Genomic DNA, 22519 nt, shown 5'->3' with positions numbered 1-22519 from the left:
TGGAACTAGGGGGGATAATACTGCGTCTATTTTTTATCAAAGGAAATGAATTAGAAGCGTGGTGCTGTAAACTGGCCCTGATTAATTTTTTCGAGTGTTTTATTAGCAACTTGATCGAGAAAAGTCGCATTTAAGTTAAAACTTTGCGCATAACTTGCCAAGTTGGCTTCGTTGAGTTCTTGGTCTTGTGGTGCGTATAAATTTAACACCTTTAACCAGATATACGCTTGTTTATACTCTTTTTTATCGGTAAAGATGGTCGCGATAGATTTGAATATTTCGTAGTTGACCACGTCACCTTCCTGATAAAGTTCAAGCGCGTGAAAGAGTAAACTTAAGGTTTTCTCACGATCTCTTTTCGCGTAATACGTAGCCAAGTGTAATTGTGCTTCTGGGCTTTCCAATGCCACGCTTCCTTCCATATCAAGAAAGTCTTCAAGTGCTGTCGTATTTTGATAGCGAGACCACAAAAAATAGAGTATCAGTGGGTGCTCTGAGTCAATGTGTTGTTCTGAAATCTCTTCAATGTGTTTTTTTGCATTCAAGTAATTATTAGTGCGTTTGGTCTTTTTCTCTTTTAATTTGATGTGCTCAATTTGCGAGGCTAAGCCCATACAGTCAGCATAAGTCTCTAAAGACAACAACAATTCATAGGTTTTACCTTCTTTTTCATAGTTATCTTTTGCTAGATGCATGTCGGTGTTTGCCATTAGCATGGCCTTACGCTCTTTTTTACACCAATTATCTTCTTGAATATCGAGGCATATTTGTGCGTCCAATTCACACATTTCAGCCATTGAAGGGCCGTTGTCGCATCCTGACATGCCAATAAATAGCATGGGTATTATTGCAAATTTTGCTTTCATGAGTTGATTATGACTTAGTTAAAAATAGTTTTTGTAATCGCTGGCGAAATATTTCACGTTCCATTACAATGTCCGCGCTTTACGCTATCTAGTCTATAGTAAATATCTATGGTTATAGACTACTGTTTAATTGACTGAAATAAAAGGTTTAAAGAATGACATCTCAACTTGAGGAACAGTATCAATCGAGTTGGCAAGAACGCCAAACTCTTGCTGAAAACATGCAACCTATTGTTGGCCAGCTTTTTAGGAATAAAGGCATTGAGATCACTATTTACGGCAAGCCATTAGTAAATGCATCTCCTATTGATATTATCAAAGCACACAAATCTGTTGCTTTGCATGAAGAAAGTAAATTGCGTTTACGTGAAAGTTACCCTTTTGTTGAAGCATTAAGCAAAATGGACCTAGCCCACGGTCGTGTAGATATTGGTAAATTAGCTTACCGTTATTTATTTGCCGGTGCTGCTAACGGTTTATCAATTGAACAATATTTAGAAAAAGAATTAGCCGATATTGCTAAGCCTGGTGACGACGAAGAAGCAAAAGACGTTGTTTTATACGGCTTTGGCCGTATCGGTCGTATTTTAGCTCGTTTACTTATCGAACGTGCTGGCCCTAGCTCACGTTTAAACTTGCGTGCGATTGTTATTCGCCCAGGTAAAGCCGGTGACTTAGCTAAGCGTGCTAGCTTATTGCGTCGTGACTCTGTTCACGGTCCATTCAACGGTAGCATTACTATCGACGAAGAAAACAACGTTATCAAAGCAAATGGCGCGTTTATTAAAGTTATTTATGCCAAATCACCAGCTGAAATTGATTACACAGAATACGGTATTAAAAACGCATTAGTTGTTGATAACACAGGTATTTGGAGTGACGAAGAAGGTCTTGGTCAACATTTACAATCAAAAGGTGTTGATAAAGTACTACTAACGGCGCCCGCCAAAGGCGATATTAAAAACATCGTATACGGCGTAAACCACGACATGATTTTACCAGAAGACAAAATCATTTCTGCGGCAAGCTGTACAACTAACGCTATTACGCCGGTACTTAAAGCAGTTAATGATCGCTTTGGTATTCGCAATGGCCACGTTGAAACGGTTCACTCATATACCAATGACCAAAACCTTATCGACAACTACCACAAATCACCTCGTCGCGGTCGCAGCGCACCATTAAACATGGTTATTACGTCTACTGGTGCCGCTAAAGCGGTTGCTAAAGCACTTCCAGAGCTTAAAGGTTTGTTAACGGGTAACGCTATTCGCGTACCTACGCCAAACGTTTCAATGGCAATCATGAACCTTAACCTGAAAGAAGCGACTGACACTGAAGGTTTGAACGATTACTTGCGTAACATTTCACTTCATTCACCGCTACAAAACCAAGTTGACTACACAGCGTCAACCGAAATTGTATCAACTGACTTAGTTGGTTCTCGTTATGCAGGTGTTGTTGATTCACAAGCAACGATTGTTGATGGTGACCGTGCTGTACTTTACGTTTGGTACGATAACGAATTTGGTTACAGCTGTCAGGTAGTGCAAGTAATGCACGACATGGCTGATGTCCATGTACCAACATTACCGGGTAAGTAATTGTTGAGTTACTGATAACAAAAACGCTGACTTAGGTCAGCGTTTTTTTGTTTTAGGGTAATAAATTGTCTAATGTTATTACTCGTGATGCCGATATTAACTGAGATAGCAGTAACCAATGGAGTATATCGAACAATGACCTTATCAATAAATGGATCACCAGCGGTTAATCGAGAAATTACCACTGGTAATGAATTGATTGCAGTAAGCCTTGAGAAAAGTCAGCAAGAGCTGGTTGGTGAGTTAGCTATTGATCTCGTTGAATCGGCAGTGGTAAACACCTTACCAACACCACCAACCCCAACCCTTGGTCAAAACGTTAATATAAAAGCCTAGTTTAGGTCTTTTTCATCTGTAAAACTAAATACAACGTGCGGGCTTAGGTAAGCCTGCATATTTGGTCGCTTGTTTTGCTGGGCCATCAGGAAATAGGCGATACAAGTATCGGCTGCTGGCTTTTTCTTCGCCAAATTCAGCTTTCATTGCTTTAGTTAATGCGCGAATAGCAGGGGAAGTGTTGTACTTTAAGTAAAACGCTCTAACAAAGTTGACTACTTCCCAATGATTTTCGGTTAGTTCAATACCATCTGATTCCGCCAATATTGGCGCTAACTCAGCCTGCCAATCGTCGCTATTAACTAAGTAACCGTGTTTGTCTAGCGCTATCTCTTTGTTGTTAAATGTTATTGCCATGTCATTACCGTATCAAATTTCAAAAACAATTGGTTGAGCTCAGTCAATCCAATATTGGTAGCCTCAGAGGTGTCCTTTATTGCTCTGGCATGTGCGTGTGTGCCAATGAAAAAACATTGCTCAAGCGATATTTTAGAAATGGCCTCTCGCCATGCTGGGTGCGCTAGGTTATAACAACCGTCGTCGATTAACGCGATGCCATCGTTCTTTAGTAACAGCTCAAGACACTGAGTAAAATTAGTATCGCTAAAGCCTGACGTTCTTACTAAATGTAATACACTCATAATAAAATTTAGATTAACACGTTTGTGTTAAAGCCTTGTGTTTGAAACTTTTATTAAAACCCGTTACTAAAACCTTAGTATAATCTGATGCTCAGCGAGTTTAGTTGCGAAATCATCAATATTAACCACTTGCACGTCTTCAATAGCAAAATCTTGCTCTAGCCCTCGTTGCGCGAGACTTTGACCACAACAATAAATATTTTCGATATCGTAAAACGTTAATGCCTCAAAGGTTTTTAAATAATCTTTTTGTTCAATCGATGACAAGTTATTTCCCTGTATAAGTTGAAATACGCCATCTGCGTGAAAAAACAAGGATACCGGCTGTTCATAGGAGCCGTAAATTAATGCGGCATCCAATGAATCTTTACCGCCATTGGTAGAAAGAGGCCCGTTAGCATTAACTATTGCAATAGACTTGGTCATCTGTTGATCCGTTTGCATCATAATTGAATTACTCGATCCGCTTGACTCGACAGGGTAACAAGTTCACCTAAGCCAGACACCGTAAACGCTTGCTCAATACTATCGTCAACCTCATCGGTTAAACCGCGCTTTTCCGCTGCGGTAATACACAAATGAAGCGGAATATTAAACTCGCTAGCAAGTTGTAACCAATGTTGCTTAGTTTGATATTCGTCATTTGGAATCGCCAAATTTTTAGCAGCGTTAAGTACACCTTGTTGGTAAAAAAACACGCCGATTACGTTGATATCATTTTGTACAGCGGCTTTCACAATATTGATTGCCGTTGCCGTATTTTGGCTTGTTGGTGCTGTTGTCACTACAAATGCAAGAGAGGGCATAACTGATTAAGTCTTAGGTTGTTTTGTACATCTCGTTATATATTTACCAATAAAAAAGCCCCGTAAACGGGGCTTTTTTACGACGCTACTAGTATAGCGAATATTTTAGCGAAAATTAATCGTCGCCACCAAAAACACCTAGTAGTTGTAATAAGCTTACAAACAGGTTGTAGATGTTTAAGTATAACGATACTGTCGCACGAATGTAGTTTGTTTCACCACCGTGGATAATACGGCTAGTGTCGAACAAAATTAAACCAGACATAATTAATACAATCGCTGCACGACCTGCTAAGTACAATGCAGGAATTTGCAAGAAGATGTTAGCAATACCTGCAACAATAACAACGATTAAACCAATCATTAAAAAACCACCCATAAATGAGAAGTCTTTTTTACTGGTTAAGGCGTAGGCTGATAAAGCAAAAAAGATAACCGCTGTGCCACCTAATGCTTGCATAATTAAAGAAGCGCCACCTGGCATTGCCGCGTATACGTTTAAAAGTGGCCCTAAAGACGCACCCATTAAACCTGTGAAGGCAAAAATCCAAAAAATACCACTCGCTTTATCGGCTTGCTTGTTCACTACAAACAATAAACCAAAGGCAACTAAGGTCATCACAAGAGCAGCCATGTGAGATAAGTTCATCGCCATTGAAATGCCAGCAGTTACAGCACTAAAGGCTAATGTCATACCCAGTAACATGTAAGTGTTACGAAGTACCTTGTTAATTTCAATTGCTGAGCTTTGGCTTGCAGCATGAAAACCCATATTAGATTGCATAAACTTTCCTCTATCAAGTTAAATACATATTATTAGATAAGGCCATATCCCTGAAAGTTCAAGTATTCTGACGCTTAACTGATTTGATTAGTGTTTCAAATTGTTAAGTAACTTGCGACATATTATGGCACGTGCATCGTTAAAGCAAGTTTAACTTTGCTGATATTGTTCTATGATTTCTGTTCTACGATAGCAATCTAGGCTGTGATCATTAACCATCCCGCAAGCTTGCATATGAGCGTAACATATTGTTGAACCGACAAATTTAAACCCTCGCTTTTTTAAATCTTTACTAAAGGCGTCAGATTCAGGCGTGGTAGCAGGGTAGTCCTCAATTTTACTAAACTGGTTGACTATGGTCTTGCCACCAACAAATGCCCACATGTAATTACTGAAGCTGCCGAACTCTTCTCGTACTTTTATAAAACACTGAGCATTGTTTATAGTCGCTTCAATTTTCTTGCGATGACGAATAATGCTGGTGTCTTCAACTAATCTATCGACATCTGCATCGGTAAAACAAGCAACTTGCTCATAGTCAAAATTGGCAAATGCACGGCGATAACCTTCTCGGCGTTTTAATATGGTGTACCAACTCAGGCCCGCTTGAGCCGATTCTAGTGTTAAATATTCAAAGAGTTTTCTATCGTCATAGACTGGGACTCCCCATTCCAGATCGTGGTAGGCGACATAATCGGGTTTTGTTTGATCAAGCCAAGGACACCGACACACAGGTTTAGTGCTCATTATTTGTTATAACCCTTAAATTATTCGTTTAATTGGACATCAGAATGACTAATTTTTTAGCAAACGATTCAAAATAGTAATAAATTCGGAAATTAACCCTTTACAAGTTAATTTCGACACTTTAATATTCGCCTCGTTCTTAAGCAAGTGACAAATCACTGGTTTAAAACAACGTGGTGAGATGGCTGAGTGGTCGAAAGCACCGGTCTTGAAAACCGGCAGGGGTTTGTAGCCCCTCTAGGGTTCAAATCCCTATCTCACCGCCATATTTCTACTTCTTGGTTGATACCAGAAAGTAAAAAATTAAAGAGCTTAACACTCTTAAAACAGTTTAGGTGAGATGGCTGAGTGGTCGAAAGCACCGGTCTTGAAAACCGGCAGGGGTTTGTAGCCCCTCTAGGGTTCAAATCCCTATCTCACCGCCATATTAAGAGAACCCCTTGAACTTTATTATAAAGTTCAAGGGGTTTTTATTATATAAAACTCCATCACATAACCCTGCCACAAAAGGTGAGTTATGCAAGTTTTAAATCATAACCACTATCAATTCTTGAATAACTAATAGAAACGTAGCCAGAGCGAAAAAGGGCGGGTGTAACATCACAAGCTATGGACAAAGTTTTGTGTTTAGTATATCCCCTGATATTAATCTACGTGAAATGTCTTGGCATAACGTAGCTAAGTTTATTTTTGCTGATTTAGCCAACTATCTAAACATCAATAAACAAACGTTATTGCAAAACTGTTTTATCAACTTTCGCAATCAAAACAAAGCTGATATCAATCAGCTTCATCTCATGCATGACCCAACCACCAGTTTTTACCTCGAATCCGAAAAACAATCAGTAAACTAAAAAAGTAAGGAAACTGACATGGTAAAGGAACAACACGCGTTATTAGAGCGCCTCATTACATAAATAGAAAGCACGATAACAACCGAACAATGCAAAGTTACTTCTGATAAATATAAAGTTCCTACACGGGCTGTTTGGACAGTAGGTCACAAGCTTGTGCTTAATAATCAGTGTTTACTCGTTGAACTGGTTAATGAACTTGAATTTTTACTGCAAGAATACGGTCAAAAACTGATGGAGAATATCAACAGCAGTTTCCCGCCAATGCCGTTAGCCGTGGCTATTTCTACTTTCGTATTCTATAAAGAAAAAGCAAAATTTAGTGAGCTACAAACCAAACTTAACCCCAGTAAAGAGCCTGAAAAAATTAAAGACTATACGCTGATTGACCACCTTATTTTAGGTTATCAATTTTATGATGCGTTGTTTTATGTTTACTTTCATATATATCAAAGTGAAAAAAACTTGCACTGGGGAAATAACTCTCCTGAAATTAGAGAGTACCCAATGTTTATTAGTAAAAATTCAGGTACGAAGTCAGGTCAAACAAAGTCGATTTTAAAATATGTACCTAAAATGAGGTATTAAATCAATTTTTGATGATTAATAATTAGCGTTCAAATAATAGATCAATATCATCTTTAAAGATTTCAACGCTACTATTTTCTCTATCATATTTATCTCGATAATATGTGCCATCGTCTTCGTATGCCGCTTTTACCGATTCTTCAATAGAATCAAAATCAACATAGTCCATTATCTCACCGATAATATCGTATACATCGATCTGATAATCTTGAAAAACTGATTCTAAATGTTCTTCCGCTTTATATGGGATGTCTTCAAGTTCATCGACCGATATACCCGACGTAATAGCATCATCCACGTCTGATTGTGCTTGTTCTTCCCAGTAATCTCTGACAGCTCCTTCAAAAGCTTCGGTAAAATCTTCGTCTGTATATTCAGTCGCATGTAAAATTAAACCTGAAATTTCTGTTAAGTCATAATGATCAGGCCTTTGCCGTAAACAAGATGGAATGAGCATATTCCAATTTACTAATTTTGATAATTCTTCGCTTTCAGTGGCTATTTCTGCAAGAAGCAAAATTCCTTCATAAAGATTACTTATATCAAAGCCATTATTGTTTAGATCACTTATGTAAGTTTGCAAATGTTCCGATTTTAATTGTTTGGAATGATCTAGTAGCTTTATTTGGTGTAAAGATTGAAGGAAAATCTCAAAATAATCAGAGCGTGATTTAGATGTTTCTATTAAACCAAGGACTATGTTAACAAATTTCTCGTAAGTGAATTTATTTAGAAAATTATTTTTATAATATTCATGTACATTATTGAATGAATAGAGGTTATTTAGTGAAAATATAATGAACGATAAAGTTTCTATATCCGTGCAAATTTTAGGGATAACATAGTCTGCGATAGAAGGGTTGAATAGATCAAAATATACTTCACCTTCTTCGTTGATAAACCTATTTAATAGTGATCCAGTAAGTATCTCTATATCGTTATCAAATTGCTGTTTACTAAATTTATATTTATCACCTAATTTTTCATTATATAGCCTAAGAGTGGACAACAAACTGTCGGCGCTTATACGACCATTTTTAAGAGTAACAATCCAAATGATTAACCTTTGAAGATCGTTTACTTGTTGATTAAAAACGAACTCCCAAATATCTTTGGGTCTATCTAATTGTTCGTTGATTTTTTTCCAATATTGATCTGAATCTAAGTCGTCAAAACGTTGGAAGTCAGTTATGAAGGAAATTAATCGAGGATTAAAGTTTTTATGGTTAATCACCTTACGATATCGTTTATTAATATAAAACTGCTCAATAAAGTCAGTTGGTAAAGAAGAAAAATAAAGGTGGTTGTATAGTATATGTGCCTTATCAAGGTCTTTGAGTGTTGTGATATTCAGTTCATATTCGTGTTTATAAACATTTGGAGTCTTAAAAAGCTCTGATATTTGTTTACCTTGATTTAAAATTGAACTTCGTGAGGTTAATATAAATTTTTTGTTATCAGAGCTGTTTATAGCTCTGATAAACTTAATTATTTTTGAATCTTCTTTGTTTTGAAGACTATCTAAGTAATTTCTGCCAAGGAAGTCATCAAAGTAAAATAACTGCTTTTTATCTTTCTGAAAAACATCCCAAGCCTCACTAACATCCTTTTCTATTTCAATAAATTCATAGCCTTGCTGAAAGTATTGAAAGCATAAACTTTCGGCGAGCGTTGTTTTACCTGCGCCAGGTTCGCCAGTAACAATCAGACAGTTAGTGTCTTCAATAAGAGCATGAGCTTTATCGTGATTTTCAGTTTTGACATAATATTTTGATTTATCACGTATTTCGTCCAATGAGTATTCACTTTGAGAATACAACCCACTATTCAGAATTAAAGATAAAACGTTTGTACTACTCATCCATAGCTTGTAATGATTTTTTTCAATACTGCTAAATTCAGGCTTTCTGAGGTAATCATTTAACTTTTCTTTGCCATATATATCATTTTGATGGAGATAGGGAGAAAATATCTCTGAAAGTTTAATTTTGTCATTATTACTTAATGGCAAAGAACAAACGAAAATGTACCTACTTGGGTTTAATTTTTGTACTTTGTATTTTTCTTCTCTTTCACAATGGTTTAATAGCTGCTTTATTCCAGAGTTAATCCAATGCTTGACTTGAATAATTACAGGTTTATTTGTTGCAGAAAAAAACTTGCCATCAACGCCCTGGTCTCGTCCTTGTTTAAACCTGTCTATTTGTGTTCCTTCAACTTGAGAAAGTATATCAGTAGATAATACTTCAAATTCTTTATCATTTAAGGCGCTAAAATCGTAATCGTTCATTACTGCTGAAAAAAATATTAATAATTAAATAATGATATCATAAAGTTAGTCACTAATGTCTGTCACATAGAATTTATTGATGATAGAATGATTAATATATTCAATCAGTTATGTGATTCGGTGAAGTGTTGGCGTAAAATCCCTATCTCACCGCCATATAGATAAAGGCGATTCAATCATCGATTGAATCGCCTTTGTTGTTTTATCGTAAACAATAATCTTTATATTAAGATTTTCAATTGTCCTGCCATGTTTGGTTTGACTGTTCTAATGTTTAACCGTGTAAATTTATGATTTAATACATAAACAATAGAACAGTAAAGGAATTAAATTATGGACAATCAGATCGCCAAATCAGCTGTTTTTGCTATCTCTTTGATTCAAGGTATCGTGTTAACTTTGTTGTATCGAAGTGTTGAGCAGCAGCTTTGGCCAGCCACAGAACTGATATGGCTAATGGCTGGTGTCACTTTTACCCTTGCTTTTCCTCTGTTACTGCTGCTATCTGCAACAACAAGCAATTTAGCCTCAATAATCAAGTATCTATTGCCGTATAGTTTAGTATTAACCGCATTAGCGGCTTATGTCGGATTACAGCAAGAGCCAAGTGAATATGTCAATAACTGGCCGGTGTTGAGTGCATTTATTGTGACATCTATTGTCGCTTCCTTTAAAGCACTCATGTATATCCAGCAGCTTGTCAGTGGAGAAAAGCTCAGTTACGACAATTTGTTTCGCTTGTCTTGGCGCAATTTTATCATTTTTGTTGAATCTTGGTTATTTGTCGCAATTTTCTGGGGCATACTCCATTTGGGAGCTGGGCTGTTCTCAGTCATCGAGATAAAGTTTTTTAGCGAACTGCTTAGAAAAGATTGGTTTGTTATTCCTATTTTAACGCTAGCCTTTGGTTTTGCTGTCGTTATTTTCAGAAATATTAGCTATACCGTCGATAATATCTCGACCATATTACAAACCTTAATCAAGTTTCTATTACCTGCGCTTACGATTGTTTCGCTTGGCTTTTTAGTAACACTGCCGTTTACGGGGTTGGGTACTTTGTGGAAAACTGGCTCAGGAAGTTTATTGGTGATGTGGTTACAAGCGCTAACGCTGTTTTTTGTTAACGCAGTATATCATCAGGGGGATCAGCAACAGCCATATAATAAGTATCTTCATCGCCTAATATTTTTCGGTGTCGCATTATTACCTGTTTACAGTGTTATTTCACTTTATGGTATTTGGCTGCGAGTTGACCAATATGGGTTAACAGTGAGTCGGTGTTGGGCGATATTAATTTGGTTACTGCTCGCTAATTTTTCGTTTGGTTATTTATATGGCATTGTTAAAAAGCGTGACCAATGGTTAACAGTGCTTAGCACCGTTAACGTATTTATGGGTGCTGTGGTTTTGTTAGCAATGTTGTTAGTAAATTCGCCATTGTTGAATTTTCAAGCCATCACGGTTAGTAGTCAGCTAAAAAGGCTACATCAAGGAATAATCACCTATCAAGACTTTGACTATCGTTACTTTAAATCGGTATTAGGACGACAGGGCTATTTTGCATTACAAGCATTAAAAGCTGAGTTAGCAGATGTACATCCCGAAAAAGTAGCGATGATTGAGCGATTCTATGCTCATGCCAGCGTCAATGACGAGCAGTATTCACTTGACCAATTTAAAGAGCAGATAACATTTTGGCCTAGCCAACATACATTTGACGAAACATTGATAGAAGCGGTTTATCAACAAGAAACTGAGTACCAATACAATCAAGCCCATAAGAATAGCTATTATTTTATTGCGGTAGACTTAAACAGTGACCAAGAGCCAGAAAACATTGTTATTACTGAGAACAATTATTCAACATCTGCAAATTTGTGGCGTTTACAAAAGGGAAACTGGCAGGAAACTTACATTAGTATTGATAATCCAGATAATAACCGCTACCTGAAAGAATTAATTAGAGAAAACGACGTTGCTGCCCAGCCAGCAAAGTGGAAAAAACTAACCGTGGGTAATATCACGTTCACAATAACCGATCAATAAACTTGTTGGTTCTGAATGCCTTTATAGCTGAGTTTATTCATACTATTCTTTAGTTTTTGTTTTATGTTCAATGAATTAGTGTTAAGTTTTGGATCAAGGAAAGATCTTTAACTACTAATTTTTATGGAATCAACGACAAAAACACCTGTCAACGCTGAGCTTATCCAATCAATTAACGACCTGTGTAAAATAGGCTTGTATTTAGATGCACTAGAACTCGCAGAATCGAAATGGGGAAGTATCGAAACCTGGAAAGCCGATGAACAACAAGTAATAGCCATTAAGCTATATGCAAATTTGGGTGGAGATCGCCGCTCTGATGCCATATTACTGAAAGCTTGGCGAAAAAATCGCAGTAATGCCGAGTTTTTATATCGCGTTTTTTACTACACATTAAACAGTTCTGGGCCAATTATCGCTCATGAGATGTTTAAAAAATACCAAGATGTGTTTCAACCGGGTGAGAAGTTAGAAACTGACATTCTCGGCTTTGAATCGATTATTCACAAGCAATATCGAAACTATACGCGAGCTGAGCAACTTATTGATAAAGCGATATTAATTAATCCTTCCGACAGTTGGCTTACGTCGTTAAAAATTCAGTTGCTTGATGACCAAGGCGAAACTGAGCAAGCCAAAATACAAGCGCAAAAGCATTTTGAGGCATATCCTTCGCCTTATAACATGCGAGTGTTATCTAATCTTCTTAGAAAAACTGACGGCGCTACAGCTGCGATTACTTTATATGAACAACACATTAATGATTATCAATCGGCATCGGCCTGGTATGAGTTAGCATGGCTATATTCGTCCGTTCACAACTGGTCGGCATGTCAGTATGCTATCGAAAAGTTCGAGCAAGTTCGCATTGTTGAAGATAAAAAAGACAACAAATCGTTAGTTATTTGGAAAGCACAAATCGCAATTGAGCAACAAGCGTTGGATGTCGCTATTGAGTTGCTCGAGTCTGATAAATCAGGCTATTGGAAAATTGTTAGAGAAAACTTAATGAAATCACAAGGAACATTGAAGCGCAAAGTGCTCGATGTTCCTTTTTTGCGTCAACAACACATGACCTGTGCTCCAACCACATTAGCAGCACTTTGTCAGTATTGGGGTGACCAACACAAATCAGACGATATTGCCGATCAGATTTGTTTTGATGGCACGCCTGAAACCAAGGAGCGTAAGTGGTTAAGAGACAATAACTACGCCTTCAAGGAATTCGAACTCGAGGAGAGTTTAGCTTACCAATTAATCGACCACGACATTCCCTTTGCGCTAGTTACTGTCGACGGATTCTCTGCTCATATTCAAGCAGTTATTGGCTATAACCAGCAAGTTGGCACCATCTATATTATGGACCCGTCTAGTTCCGTGATGCAGGAAATGCTAACCAAAGAAACCATAGAACACGAAGCTTATAACGGTGCTCGTTGCATTGCTTTTGTGCCTCAAGCTAAAGCCGAACTACTGGATAAGTTTGAGTTTCCAGCAAGTGAATTATACGTGTTATGGGATAAGTTTGCCTGTGCGCAAATGAAAAATGACTTTGCAGCGGCACAAACAATTCTCAATGAATTAGTAGCACTTGCGCCAGAACATCGAATTACTATGAGGGCGCAGAGAAATTTTGCGGTTTCAAATAACGATACTGGTCGTATCTTTGAAGCAAATAGTAACTTGCTAGCGCGTTATCCTGAGCAATCTGCATTGATAACGTCACAGTATTACTGCCAGAGAGATTTGGGACAACGAGAGCAAAGCCTTGAATTTTTGTATAGCAATATTAACAAGCGCTATGATTTAGATGTTATTTCGACCCTATTCGGTGAAATATACGACACCAGTGCTTACGACGAAATTAAATTTAAAGCTTTAGCACTGCTCAAGCGTTATGGTGGCTACTCCGCCAATGCCCATTGGTCACTAGCAAACTATTACTGGGCACAACAGTCATTTGAATTAGCGACAGAACACTATCTGTACGCTTTTTGTTTGGATGAAACCGACAGCCAATACATTCAAAGTTACTTTAAAGCTGCGTTGCACTTAAAACAAGAACAAGACGCCTTAAACATAATACAAAGGCGTTATGAAAAATACGGCGTTCGCTCTCATTTGCCAGCAATATCACTTTATCAGGCTTATGATTTAATCGATCAAGAGCATATCGGCATAGACTGTTTGTTCGAAGCGCTAAAATTACACCCATCTAATGCAGACTTATTAAAATACTTAGCGGAACGTCTCATTAGTGCTGGTGATATCGAGCGTTTTGATGAAATTTTGCCTAAAGTAAAGGCAACGATTGAGCAAGAGCAATATCAAGAGCTCATTGCATCGCAAGCAGAAAAAAATGGTGATTTTAGCTTTGCTATATCGTTTTATCATAAGGCGTTTGAAAAGAGTCCATTTATTACTCGATATGCCAATGGCTATTTTCGTTTACTGCATAAACAAGGCGCTAAAGCGCAGATTGACCAAGAACTCGTTAAGCTTTATGAAACTCACGCCAGTAATAGTCTAGTGTTGGATTACATTGCCGATTGGCATAGTGATGACCAATTTCGAGAAAAGGTTCTAACAAAGTTTGTCGAGTTGCGACCAGACTATTCGGCAATCAGAAAACAATTAATTGACGTCCGCTTAAACCTTGGTCACGTTGAACAGGCATTGTCATTAGCTAAAGAAACCGTTGAACGGCTTGTTGGCGAACTAAACTTAAAGAGCTATCTGGCAAAGTGTTACTTAAAAGCGGGTGATTTTGATCGCGCTCTAGCAGTTGCTAAAGAGGTCCTAAAAACTCGAATTGACAATGACCTTGCATTTTCAGTAATGATGGAAGCAAGCCGAAGTAAGCAAGACAAAATGATAGCACTTGAATTTGTTTATGAACAAATTCAAAACCAAAACATCTTTGGCGATTCGGCATGGAATTACTGGTTTGAAGCTAATGCGCTATTGCCTCAGAGTCGTTTAAAGGATTTTATTGATTACCTAGTATCATCATATCCTCAACTTTGGTACAGCTATAGCATCGCTGCGAATTATTACAAACAGTTTGACGATTTGCCTAAAGCGCTAAAAATGCTTGAATTAGGCATAAGCAAATTTCCATTAACACCTAGGTTCTATAACGACCGTGGTCAAATTTTTGAAATACTAGGTGACATTGATCAAGCCATAAAAGCGTACCAAAAAGCGTTATCACTAAACCCTACATGGACTGACGTTACTAAACGCCTATGTGAATTATTGGAGAAACACCGAAGTACTGCCGATGCGCAAGGTGTCATACAAACAGGATTGAAACACAGTCCCGATGACGGCGTTTTATACGGCTATTTAGCCGACATCCAGATGCAACAAACTGAAGAGCACGCCGCAATAAACTCGCTAGTGAATGCAGTAAAATACTGCAACGATTATCGATGGGCGTGGAATCAGTTAATTCACCTCTGTAAACGCACCGAACAGGCTGATTTACCATACAATTTGGCCTTAGAGCTTTCAAAACAGCAACCGTATCAGGGACCAGTTTGGCGCAATCTTGCTTATCTTGTTGATGATGAAGCTGAGAAGTTAAGCCTGCTTGATAAAGCAATTAAGTGCGATAACTACTTTATTAAAGCCTACCAAGATAAATCTGAGTATTTTGAGCAAACAGGTGACTATAAAAGTGCGCTGGCTGTATTGGATCAAACACCATGGGGAGAACAGTTACCCGAAGCATTGTTGATTCAAAAAGTTGATTTGTTGATCGAAATTGGTCAGAACGAGCAAGCGATAGATTTATTGAAGTCGATATTGTTCAATACCCTTGGCTATGCTCATTTGTGGAGTAAGTTATTCGATTTACTCGAGAAGTCTGATCGAAACAAAGATATCGTTGAATGCAGCCACAAAAGTGTTGAGCAAAATAGACACAATCCTGATGTACTTTGCTATGCTGCTGAAAACTTGATCGCGAAGGGTACAGCTGATGATAGAAATTTAGCCACCGAATACCTTCATAAAGCGTATAGGCTTGCGCCAAATGACCAGTACATCGCATTAACCTATATCGATATGCTCATTGAGAATAAAGCATTTGAACAAGCATTGGATGAACTTAATAAGTTTGAGCAATACCGCCAATCAAACGTCGCGCTAGCTCGAAAAATTGCGGTGTTATGCGAATTGGAACAATATCAGCAGGCTTTTGCACATTTTGAATCTTTGATCCTAGATAGTAGTTGTCAGTATTGGCCAGTCGATCACTCATTTAAAGCACTCAGTCAAGAGTATCCGTTTGATAAGCTGATGGCTTTATTTAACAAGCGCTTTGACCAGCTACCGAAAATACAAGCTTATTATTACGTATATAGCACTATGGAGAACTTGGGCGCGAACAAATACAAGCAATTTTTATCCTTGTTCAACGATTGTGGCAACGGTCAACATTGGCTTGGCGGCTTTTTAGCACTCATCGATTTTTGGGATGAGCATAAGATTAGCCCGCTACCTGAACTCGTCGATAAATTTTTCGACAGAATATCAGTCGAGCCTGAGTTGATTAAACAACTCGGCAATTTATATATCAACTTGGGTCATTATCACAGTGTGATTAAATTATATGAAGGCTGTAAGGTAGACGACCAATTATCAGCGTTCAATTTCTACCATTATCGTATCGCATTACAAATTACCGGAAAGTGGGATGACGCTGGGCCTATCATTGAGCGTGGATTAGCGTGTAAACCAGATAGTTCGATACACAATTTAAAACTGTGGCAATTCTACGAACTATATAGAACGGGTGGGTTAGTTACCCTAGATGATCTTGCGGTGATTGACTACAACGAGTTGATTAGTGTTGAGCAGTATGTTCATACTACCTTAGTTGTTGGCGCGACACTGTCAGACAACAGTGTAGAGAGCAAACGCGATGAGTTATCTGATTTATTGCGCAATTGCCAACGTCACTATCAACAGGTCGCGGGCCATGAATTTGCCAATCATGCTAGAAACACACTAAAACAACGCCTCAAAACGCAAGTTTCTTCAACAGGATTTTGGCCAAAACTGCTCATTAATTGGTGGATAAATAATAGATTTTAACACCTTTATGTGATTACTAACCGTTTAGCAAAGGAACTGTTAAGCCTGTTTCAAGGGCTACTGTACAGCAATTTTTGAGGAAAAATAGCGAGATTGAACTATGCTTTAACTAACCAATAAACAGATGTTTGGGGTTCAGTTATGAATAGCTCTTCCTTGCTTTTTTTCTGTCGTTACCACCGTTATATTTCCGTTATTATCATATGCAGTGTTTGTCTAATGGGGTGCCAATCGACATCAGATAACCCTGTTATGTTAGCTGACTACTCCAAATACTATGTAGATGAACATTTCGTTGGCTATGAAGGTATTGTGATTGAAACGCCGGAAGAAATCTTTGCTTTAGATGACGATATGATGTCGTTAGTCAACAACAAACTAAGACCTGAATCAGATATTGAAAAACGCGCTCGAAAGTTACTTAAGCATATATTTTCTGAAGAAAACATCGATATTGCCTATAACAGCCAAGCTAATTTAACTGCTAGGCAAACCTTTCACGCAGCAGAAGCTAACTGTATGTCACTTACGGTAATGTCATATTCAATCGCTCAGGCGGCAAATATTCCGGTAAAATTTCAACAAGTCCACGTTCCAGAGTATTGGATTAGAACCGGCGACTACAACATGCTAACGGGACACGTGAATCTGCTTGTCAATTACGAGCAACATGATGGGCCTGACATTTTATGGGGGCCAAGAAATGGAGAAATTGACTTTGACCCAGCTATTTCAAAGCAGGCATTTAAAAGAGAAACCGTTTCAAAGCAAACCATTATTGCCATGTTTTATAACAATAAAGGCGCTCAAGCACTTGCGCGACACGATTTCATTTCTGCTTATGCATATATCAAAGCCGCAATAGAAAGTGATGCATTGTTTTCTTCTTCATGGATCAACTTAGGGATTTTATACCGTTTAAATAACTTGTTCGAATTATCAGAGCAGGCCTATCTCTATGCCATTGGTTTAGAGCCAAGTAATCTAACCGCAAAAGCTAATTTAGCTGTGCTATATAGGCACACTAACAACATTGAACAAGCGGTCGCAATAGAAACCCAACTTGAAAACATTCGCACCAAAAATCCTTACTATCATATTATGTTGGCAGATGAAGCCATTTATCGGGGTCATATTGATAAGGCATTAGTTCATGCTAAACGCGCTCTGAAGTTAGATCGAAGAAATCATGAAACGCATTTTATACTGTCGAGAATATATTATTTGAATAACGATTTTATTGCAGCGCGTCGAGCAATGGAAAGGGCGATTAAAACAAATCATATTGCTGACAATCAGGTTAAATACATAGCTAAGTTAAATTTCTTGAAGCAAGCAGAGGTTAAATATCAATAGAGTGTTAAACATTGTTTTGTCACTATCAGTTTCATCTTGTTCAGTGTTAGTTGACGAAAGTAATCAACTATTGATGGATACCAGAGCGAGTCGTTTAAAGGGGGAAAACTGCCGCCAAAACCAAGATTATGAAACATCAGTAGTAACAATTGATAAATGCGAGTTACTTCAACATGTTTATTATTTGTCATCAGACCAGCTAGCAGGAAGAGAAATAGGTAGCAAAGGCAGTTATTTAGCTCAACAATATATAATTGAGCAATTACAGCTCGCTAAAATTAAGCCATTTAAAGGTAAATACGGTCACGATTTTGTTCACCACAAAACCTTCAAGCGTTATCAAGGTCGTAATATTGTTGCTCAAATTGAAGCGAATAGCCATTCAGATAGCTACATTGTTATTACAGCTCACTATGATCATATAGGTACTCAAGGAAAACACGTATACAACGGAGCGGATGACAACGCTTCTGGTGTCGCAACTCTGTTGAGCATAGCTAAAGCTTTACAGTTAAAACCTCTTAATACTAACGTTCTTCTATTGTTTACAGACGGTGAAGAGGCCGGTTTACTTGGTGTCAGTGCTTTCTTAGAACAACAGCCCAAAATAATTTCTCAAACACTGCTCAATATCAATTTAGATATGTTAGCAGGAAGCAGAAGCACTAAACGCTTACATTATTTAAGCTATGATCTCTCCAAAAACTTTACAAGGGCACAAATAAAAGAGTTTAAAGCGCAACATCACACTTTTTCTATCCGAGTAAAGTATGGTTTTAACGGACACATTAGGCGAGCAACTAGTGGCCAGCGCCGTTGGCGTCTAGCCAGTGATCATGGTGCCTTTTATCGTAACAATATTCCTTTTGTTTACTACGGTGTTGGTGAGCACATTAATTACCACAAAAAATCGGACACTTATAACAATATTAACCATGACTTCTTTTGGCGCGCTAGTGAACTTGTTTATCATCAAATAAGACTACTGGACAAATATTTGATCTAGCTTATTACTAATATTCAACTAACTGGTTATAATAGAGCGAAGTTAAACAAATCAAAATGACATAATGGATAAAGTATATATTACCGCTCAAGAGCTACTTGAAGATTCATTTCGAGTTGCTGCCCAAGTTTACGAAGATGGCTTTAGACCTGAGTTTATCGTTGGTATTTGGCGAGGTGGTGCGCCAATCGGCATCGCTGTTCAAGAGTATTTTGATTACAAAAAAGTAGAAACAGACCACATTGCAGTCCGTACTTCTTCTTACTATGGCATTGGCAAGCAAAGCAAAGATATCAAAGTACACGGCTTACACTACATTATTGAAAACGCTAATGCCGAAGATGGTTTGTTAATCGTTGACGATGTCTTTGATTCAGGTCGCAGTATCGAAGCACTAATCGAGCAATTGAAAAAATTAATGCGCAACAATATGCCAAAAGACGTCCGTGTTGCTTGTCCTTGGTATAAGCCTAAAAATTCTAAAGTTGACTTAGTACCAGACTATTACGTTCATGAGTCTGAAGAGTGGTTAGTTTTTCCTCATGAATTATCGGGCTTAACACCTGATGAAATCATTGAAGGTAAAAAAGATTTGCGCAACATTAAAGACTTATTCAAGTAACGTTAGTGTTGTATTTTGATTGAGGTACGCTTGTTAGCGTACCTTTTTTGTTTCTGAGTGAAGAACTTATTGGTGATTGTTAAAGTTAGCAAAAGCTCGGTCATTCATTCAGTGAAGACGGTTAATTGAAATGGCGAATGCGCTGTTAACTGGTTTTTATTATGTATAAGTTTATTGTTGGGCTAATTGCTTTTATTGCACTGAGTATAAGTGCGAGACCACTACTTTTGGTCTCTATCGACGGGTTTACACCGGAGTATTTTGAATTATATCAACCTCCATTTTTAACTAAACTGATTAATTCAGGCGCATATTCTGGGCAAATGCAGCCAGTATTTCCCAGTAAAACGTTTCCAAATCACTTGTCAATTGTTACCGGCGTTTACCCCCAAAAGCACGGCATTATTCACAACAGTTTTTATCACCCGATCATCAATAAAGAGTACAAACTCGGTTTAGGTAAAACCGATAGTCGTTGGCTGACCTCAAAGCCTTTGTGGATTATGGCTGAGCAACAAGGCATTAAAAGCGCGACTTATTTTTGGCCAGAATCAGAAGCAAGGTTTGATGATATTTTGCCAACATATATGGAACCGTACGATGGCAAAGTACCAAACGACCAGCGTTTAGACACAGTCGTTGACTGGCTAAGCTTACCCGAAGGTAAAAAGCCGCAATTTATTACGACCTATTTTTCAACGGTTGACTCTGCCGGCCATGAATTTGGTATTCACTCTGCGCAGGCAAAAGAAGCCGTGCTCTCAGTAGATGCTTCATTAGCGAGGTTTTACAAAAAGCTTGAGCAAAATGGCTTAACCGATCTCGATATTATTATTGTCTCTGATCACGGTATGGCTGAAATAAGTAAAGCACAAGCTATCACCATAGAAAGCCTTGGCTTGTCAGAGCAATTAGACCAAGTTGTTAATGGTCAAACCCAACTTTATATCTACGAAAAAGATCAGTCGTTGATTAAACAAACAGTGCAGCAGCTCAACAAAACATCAAAAGGGCGCTTTCAAATTTTTGAAAAGGGCAGTTACCCAGCGCATTGGCATTTAAATACCGATATGGTGGCGATTCCCGACTTAATTGTTACTACAAAGCCGCCGTTTAGCTTTACTAAAGATCCAAATAAGGTTATCCATTCTACCCACGGCTTTGATCCTCAATCAGTCAGTGCTATGAACGCAATTTTTATTGCTCATGGCCCAAGCTTTAAAAAGCATTCTGTGGCGAAGTTTAACAATGTCGATGTTATGCCGCTAATGCTGAAATTGCTCGACATGCCAGCGCCTGATTATCTCGACGGCAATATCGACAGTTTATCGCCTATTTTGAAACAGTAATAGCTGGTTAACCATTGTGGTAGGGCATAAAAACATAATTAACATTGGCTTTACCGTGGTTAAAGGGCATCAGATCGCATCAGGTCTTGCCGCTGACAGTCCATATCCGAAAGGCTCGATTGAAATGCAAGCGCCATATTTTAAGATGCTTGGTCTTGACTTAAGTAATTATTATTTGGCGACGATAAATGCCCAGTTTAATTGTCATGCAATAGCCACTAAACAATACCACAACTATTTTCAAGACGTTCACTGGGCAGCTGGATTTGCCAGTGAAAGTTTTGGCTTTATCAAATGCGGTATTCTCTGGCAAAACAAGCGTTATGACGCGTTAATATATCAGCCAGATAAAACAACCAAAATCGCCCATACACAGCCTGAAAACTGTTTAGAAATTATCGCGCCTAAGCTTGACGGACTTGATTACGGCGATCAGCTGATATTGCAAGTAGATGCTAATTATATTGAGCTTCAGCGCTAAAACTTGTTGTTAAAGGCATCAGCTAAGTGGTCAATCAAGGCTCTCGTTCTGGCTGGAAGATGCTTGCTGTTGGGGTAAACCGCCGAAATCGGTAATGTGTTGGCTTCACAGTCGGCAAACAGTATTTCAAGTTCGCTATTGTTGAGGTATTCGTTTACCGCATATATTGGGCAAAGACCAATGCCCAAGCCTTGAGCGGCCATTTGTGTAATCGCTTTTGGCGAATTTGCTCGAAAGCTACCATTAACAGTGACCGTAATTGGTTTATCATCGACTAAAAATTGCCAATGACTCGGATCTAATGAGTTACTCATAATCAAACAGTTGTGTTGTGCCAAATCTTCTGGGCGTTTAGGTCGGCCACAACGATCAAAGTATTTTTCACTGCCAACCACGACCACACGCATTTTACTGAGGTTTCTCGCTCTCAGGCTAGAATCAGTCAGCTCACCAATCCTAATGGCTAAATCTATGCCTTGTTCGACAATGGCAACGCGCTGATCTGACAACAGTAAATTTACTTTAACTTTGTCATGCTGCTGTTGAAATTGCGCTAATGCGTTAACCAAATGGGTGCTGCCAAAGCCTGTAGGTGCGGTAATATTGATCGTGCCTGATAGGGTTTGTTGTGCTTGTTGAACAACATCATTGAGCTCTTCCAATTGCTCAAGAATAACTTGGCAGCGAACAAAATAGCTTTGGCCTGCCTCGGTTAAGGTAACACTGCGAGTTGTTCGATTGAAAAGCTGAGTGCCAAGCTTGGTTTCCAGCTGTCGAATATACTTGCTAACTAGCTTGGTGCTTAACTCAAGGTTTTTTCCTGCTTCAGTAAATGATTGGTAACGGGCAACCGCGACCATAGCTTTCATGCCATCAATGGTGTCCATTTACATATTCTCGCATTGCTTACTATTGTCGCCATTTTGAAGATAATTATTGTTCAATTCAAGTTATTGTCCTTGTTTAAGGGTTAATCTACACTTTTCATCGTTCATAACCGATGAGTTAAGCGTTATTCCGTTTAGCTACTTTTAACACCA

Annotated in this window: 20 protein-coding genes and 2 tRNA genes; 13 read left to right on the top strand and 9 right to left on the bottom strand. The window is 38.3% G+C overall.

All coding sequences use genetic code 11. The features are described 5' to 3' along the window. Nucleotides 1-50 precede the first annotated feature (50 nt). Nucleotides 51-866, bottom strand: a complete 816-nt coding sequence (locus J7384_RS09610) for a DUF2989 domain-containing protein (RefSeq protein ID WP_209113436.1) — start codon at nucleotides 864-866, stop codon at nucleotides 51-53. 155 nt (nucleotides 867-1021) lie between these two features. Here J7384_RS09610 and J7384_RS09605 point away from each other — a divergent pair, with 155 nt between their 5' ends. Beyond that, entirely contained in the window at nucleotides 1022-2470 is a 1449-nt protein-coding gene (locus J7384_RS09605) for a glyceraldehyde-3-phosphate dehydrogenase (RefSeq protein WP_209113434.1), read from the top strand. A 135-nt stretch (nucleotides 2471-2605) separates the two neighbouring features. Then, a complete protein-coding gene (locus J7384_RS09600; RefSeq protein WP_209113432.1) occupies nucleotides 2606-2806 on the top strand; it encodes a hypothetical protein in 201 nt (66 codons plus the stop codon). A 24-nt stretch (nucleotides 2807-2830) separates the two neighbouring features. Here the strand turns inward: J7384_RS09600 and J7384_RS09595 are convergent, their stop codons facing one another. The 6 genes from J7384_RS09595 to J7384_RS09570 all read right to left on the bottom strand — a co-directional run bounded on the left by J7384_RS09595 (nucleotide 2831) and on the right by J7384_RS09570 (nucleotide 5784). Then, entirely contained in the window at nucleotides 2831-3163 is a 333-nt protein-coding gene (locus tag J7384_RS09595; protein WP_209113430.1) for a TusE/DsrC/DsvC family sulfur relay protein, read from the bottom strand. After that, on the bottom strand, nucleotides 3154-3447 hold the full coding sequence (gene tusB, locus J7384_RS09590) for a sulfurtransferase complex subunit TusB (RefSeq protein WP_209113429.1): 294 nt from the start codon (nucleotides 3445-3447) through the stop codon (nucleotides 3154-3156). Before tusB ends, J7384_RS09595 begins: the two co-directional genes overlap by 10 nt. A gap of 66 nt (nucleotides 3448-3513) precedes the next feature. Next, complete coding sequence (gene tusC, locus J7384_RS09585) at nucleotides 3514-3873, bottom strand: sulfurtransferase complex subunit TusC (protein ID WP_209113427.1); 360 nt, start codon at nucleotides 3871-3873, stop codon at nucleotides 3514-3516. A 17-nt stretch (nucleotides 3874-3890) separates the two neighbouring features. After that, nucleotides 3891-4253 (bottom strand): sulfurtransferase complex subunit TusD, encoded by a 363-nt coding sequence (gene tusD, locus J7384_RS09580; protein WP_209113425.1) that lies wholly within the window; start codon nucleotides 4251-4253, stop codon nucleotides 3891-3893. A gap of 115 nt (nucleotides 4254-4368) precedes the next feature. Continuing rightward, nucleotides 4369-5037: a Bax inhibitor-1/YccA family protein gene (locus J7384_RS09575; protein WP_209113423.1), complete on the bottom strand. Its 669-nt coding sequence runs from the start codon at nucleotides 5035-5037 to the stop codon at nucleotides 4369-4371. A 150-nt stretch (nucleotides 5038-5187) separates the two neighbouring features. Then, nucleotides 5188-5784 carry a DNA-3-methyladenine glycosylase I gene (locus J7384_RS09570; protein WP_209113421.1) on the bottom strand — a complete coding sequence of 199 codons (597 nt, stop codon included), beginning with the start codon at nucleotides 5782-5784 and terminating at the stop codon, nucleotides 5188-5190. Nucleotides 5785-5959: 175 nt separating this feature from the next. On the opposite strand from J7384_RS09570, the gene J7384_RS09565 reads away from it, so the two are divergent. The 4 genes from J7384_RS09565 to J7384_RS09550 all read left to right on the top strand — a co-directional run bounded on the left by J7384_RS09565 (nucleotide 5960) and on the right by J7384_RS09550 (nucleotide 7226). Beyond that, nucleotides 5960-6050: transfer RNA gene (locus tag J7384_RS09565), tRNA-Ser, on the top strand. Between the two features lie 68 nt (nucleotides 6051-6118). Then, a tRNA-Ser gene (locus J7384_RS09560) sits at nucleotides 6119-6209 on the top strand. A 198-nt stretch (nucleotides 6210-6407) separates the two neighbouring features. Beyond that, complete coding sequence (locus J7384_RS09555) at nucleotides 6408-6638, top strand: hypothetical protein (protein WP_209113419.1); 231 nt, start codon at nucleotides 6408-6410, stop codon at nucleotides 6636-6638. Between the two features lie 156 nt (nucleotides 6639-6794). Next, nucleotides 6795-7226 carry a hypothetical protein gene (locus J7384_RS09550; protein ID WP_209113417.1) on the top strand — a complete coding sequence of 144 codons (432 nt, stop codon included), beginning with the start codon at nucleotides 6795-6797 and terminating at the stop codon, nucleotides 7224-7226. Between the two features lie 22 nt (nucleotides 7227-7248). Here J7384_RS09550 and J7384_RS09545 read toward each other — a convergent pair whose 3' ends face one another. Beyond that, nucleotides 7249-9516 carry an ATP-binding protein gene (locus J7384_RS09545; RefSeq protein ID WP_209113415.1) on the bottom strand — a complete coding sequence of 756 codons (2268 nt, stop codon included), beginning with the start codon at nucleotides 9514-9516 and terminating at the stop codon, nucleotides 7249-7251. A 333-nt stretch (nucleotides 9517-9849) separates the two neighbouring features. Between J7384_RS09545 and J7384_RS09540 the strand changes: the two genes are divergently transcribed. From J7384_RS09540 to J7384_RS09510, 7 genes are all read left to right on the top strand, one after another. Then, the gene (locus J7384_RS09540) at nucleotides 9850-11562 is read left to right on the top strand and encodes a DUF4153 domain-containing protein (protein ID WP_209113413.1); all 1713 of its coding nucleotides are present in this window, start codon (nucleotides 9850-9852) and stop codon (nucleotides 11560-11562) included. Between the two features lie 123 nt (nucleotides 11563-11685). Then, on the top strand, nucleotides 11686-16665 hold the full coding sequence (locus tag J7384_RS09535; protein ID WP_209113411.1) for a tetratricopeptide repeat protein: 4980 nt from the start codon (nucleotides 11686-11688) through the stop codon (nucleotides 16663-16665). 141 nt (nucleotides 16666-16806) lie between these two features. Beyond that, nucleotides 16807-18021, top strand: a complete 1215-nt coding sequence (locus J7384_RS09530) for a tetratricopeptide repeat protein (protein WP_209113409.1) — start codon at nucleotides 16807-16809, stop codon at nucleotides 18019-18021. Nucleotide 18022: 1 nt separating this feature from the next. Continuing rightward, nucleotides 18023-19027 (top strand): M28 family peptidase, encoded by a 1005-nt coding sequence (locus tag J7384_RS09525; protein ID WP_209113407.1) that lies wholly within the window; start codon nucleotides 18023-18025, stop codon nucleotides 19025-19027. Between the two features lie 64 nt (nucleotides 19028-19091). Continuing rightward, complete coding sequence (locus J7384_RS09520; protein WP_209113405.1) at nucleotides 19092-19649, top strand: phosphoribosyltransferase family protein; 558 nt, start codon at nucleotides 19092-19094, stop codon at nucleotides 19647-19649. 161 nt (nucleotides 19650-19810) lie between these two features. Beyond that, nucleotides 19811-20998 (top strand): ectonucleotide pyrophosphatase/phosphodiesterase, encoded by a 1188-nt coding sequence (locus J7384_RS09515; RefSeq protein WP_209113403.1) that lies wholly within the window; start codon nucleotides 19811-19813, stop codon nucleotides 20996-20998. Between the two features lie 16 nt (nucleotides 20999-21014). Then, nucleotides 21015-21479: a hypothetical protein gene (locus tag J7384_RS09510; RefSeq protein WP_209113401.1), complete on the top strand. Its 465-nt coding sequence runs from the start codon at nucleotides 21015-21017 to the stop codon at nucleotides 21477-21479. Here J7384_RS09510 and J7384_RS09505 read toward each other — a convergent pair. After that, a complete protein-coding gene (locus tag J7384_RS09505; protein ID WP_209113399.1) occupies nucleotides 21476-22366 on the bottom strand; it encodes a LysR family transcriptional regulator in 891 nt (296 codons plus the stop codon). The two genes, J7384_RS09510 and J7384_RS09505, sit on opposite strands and share 4 nt — an antisense overlap. Nucleotides 22367-22519 lie beyond the last annotated feature (153 nt).

The sequence above is a fragment of the Endozoicomonas sp. G2_1 genome, assembly GCF_017744155.1.
Taxonomy (GTDB): Bacteria; Pseudomonadota; Gammaproteobacteria; order Enterobacterales; family Alteromonadaceae; genus JAGHQT01.
This window is presented reverse-complemented; position numbering and strand designations above follow the sequence as displayed.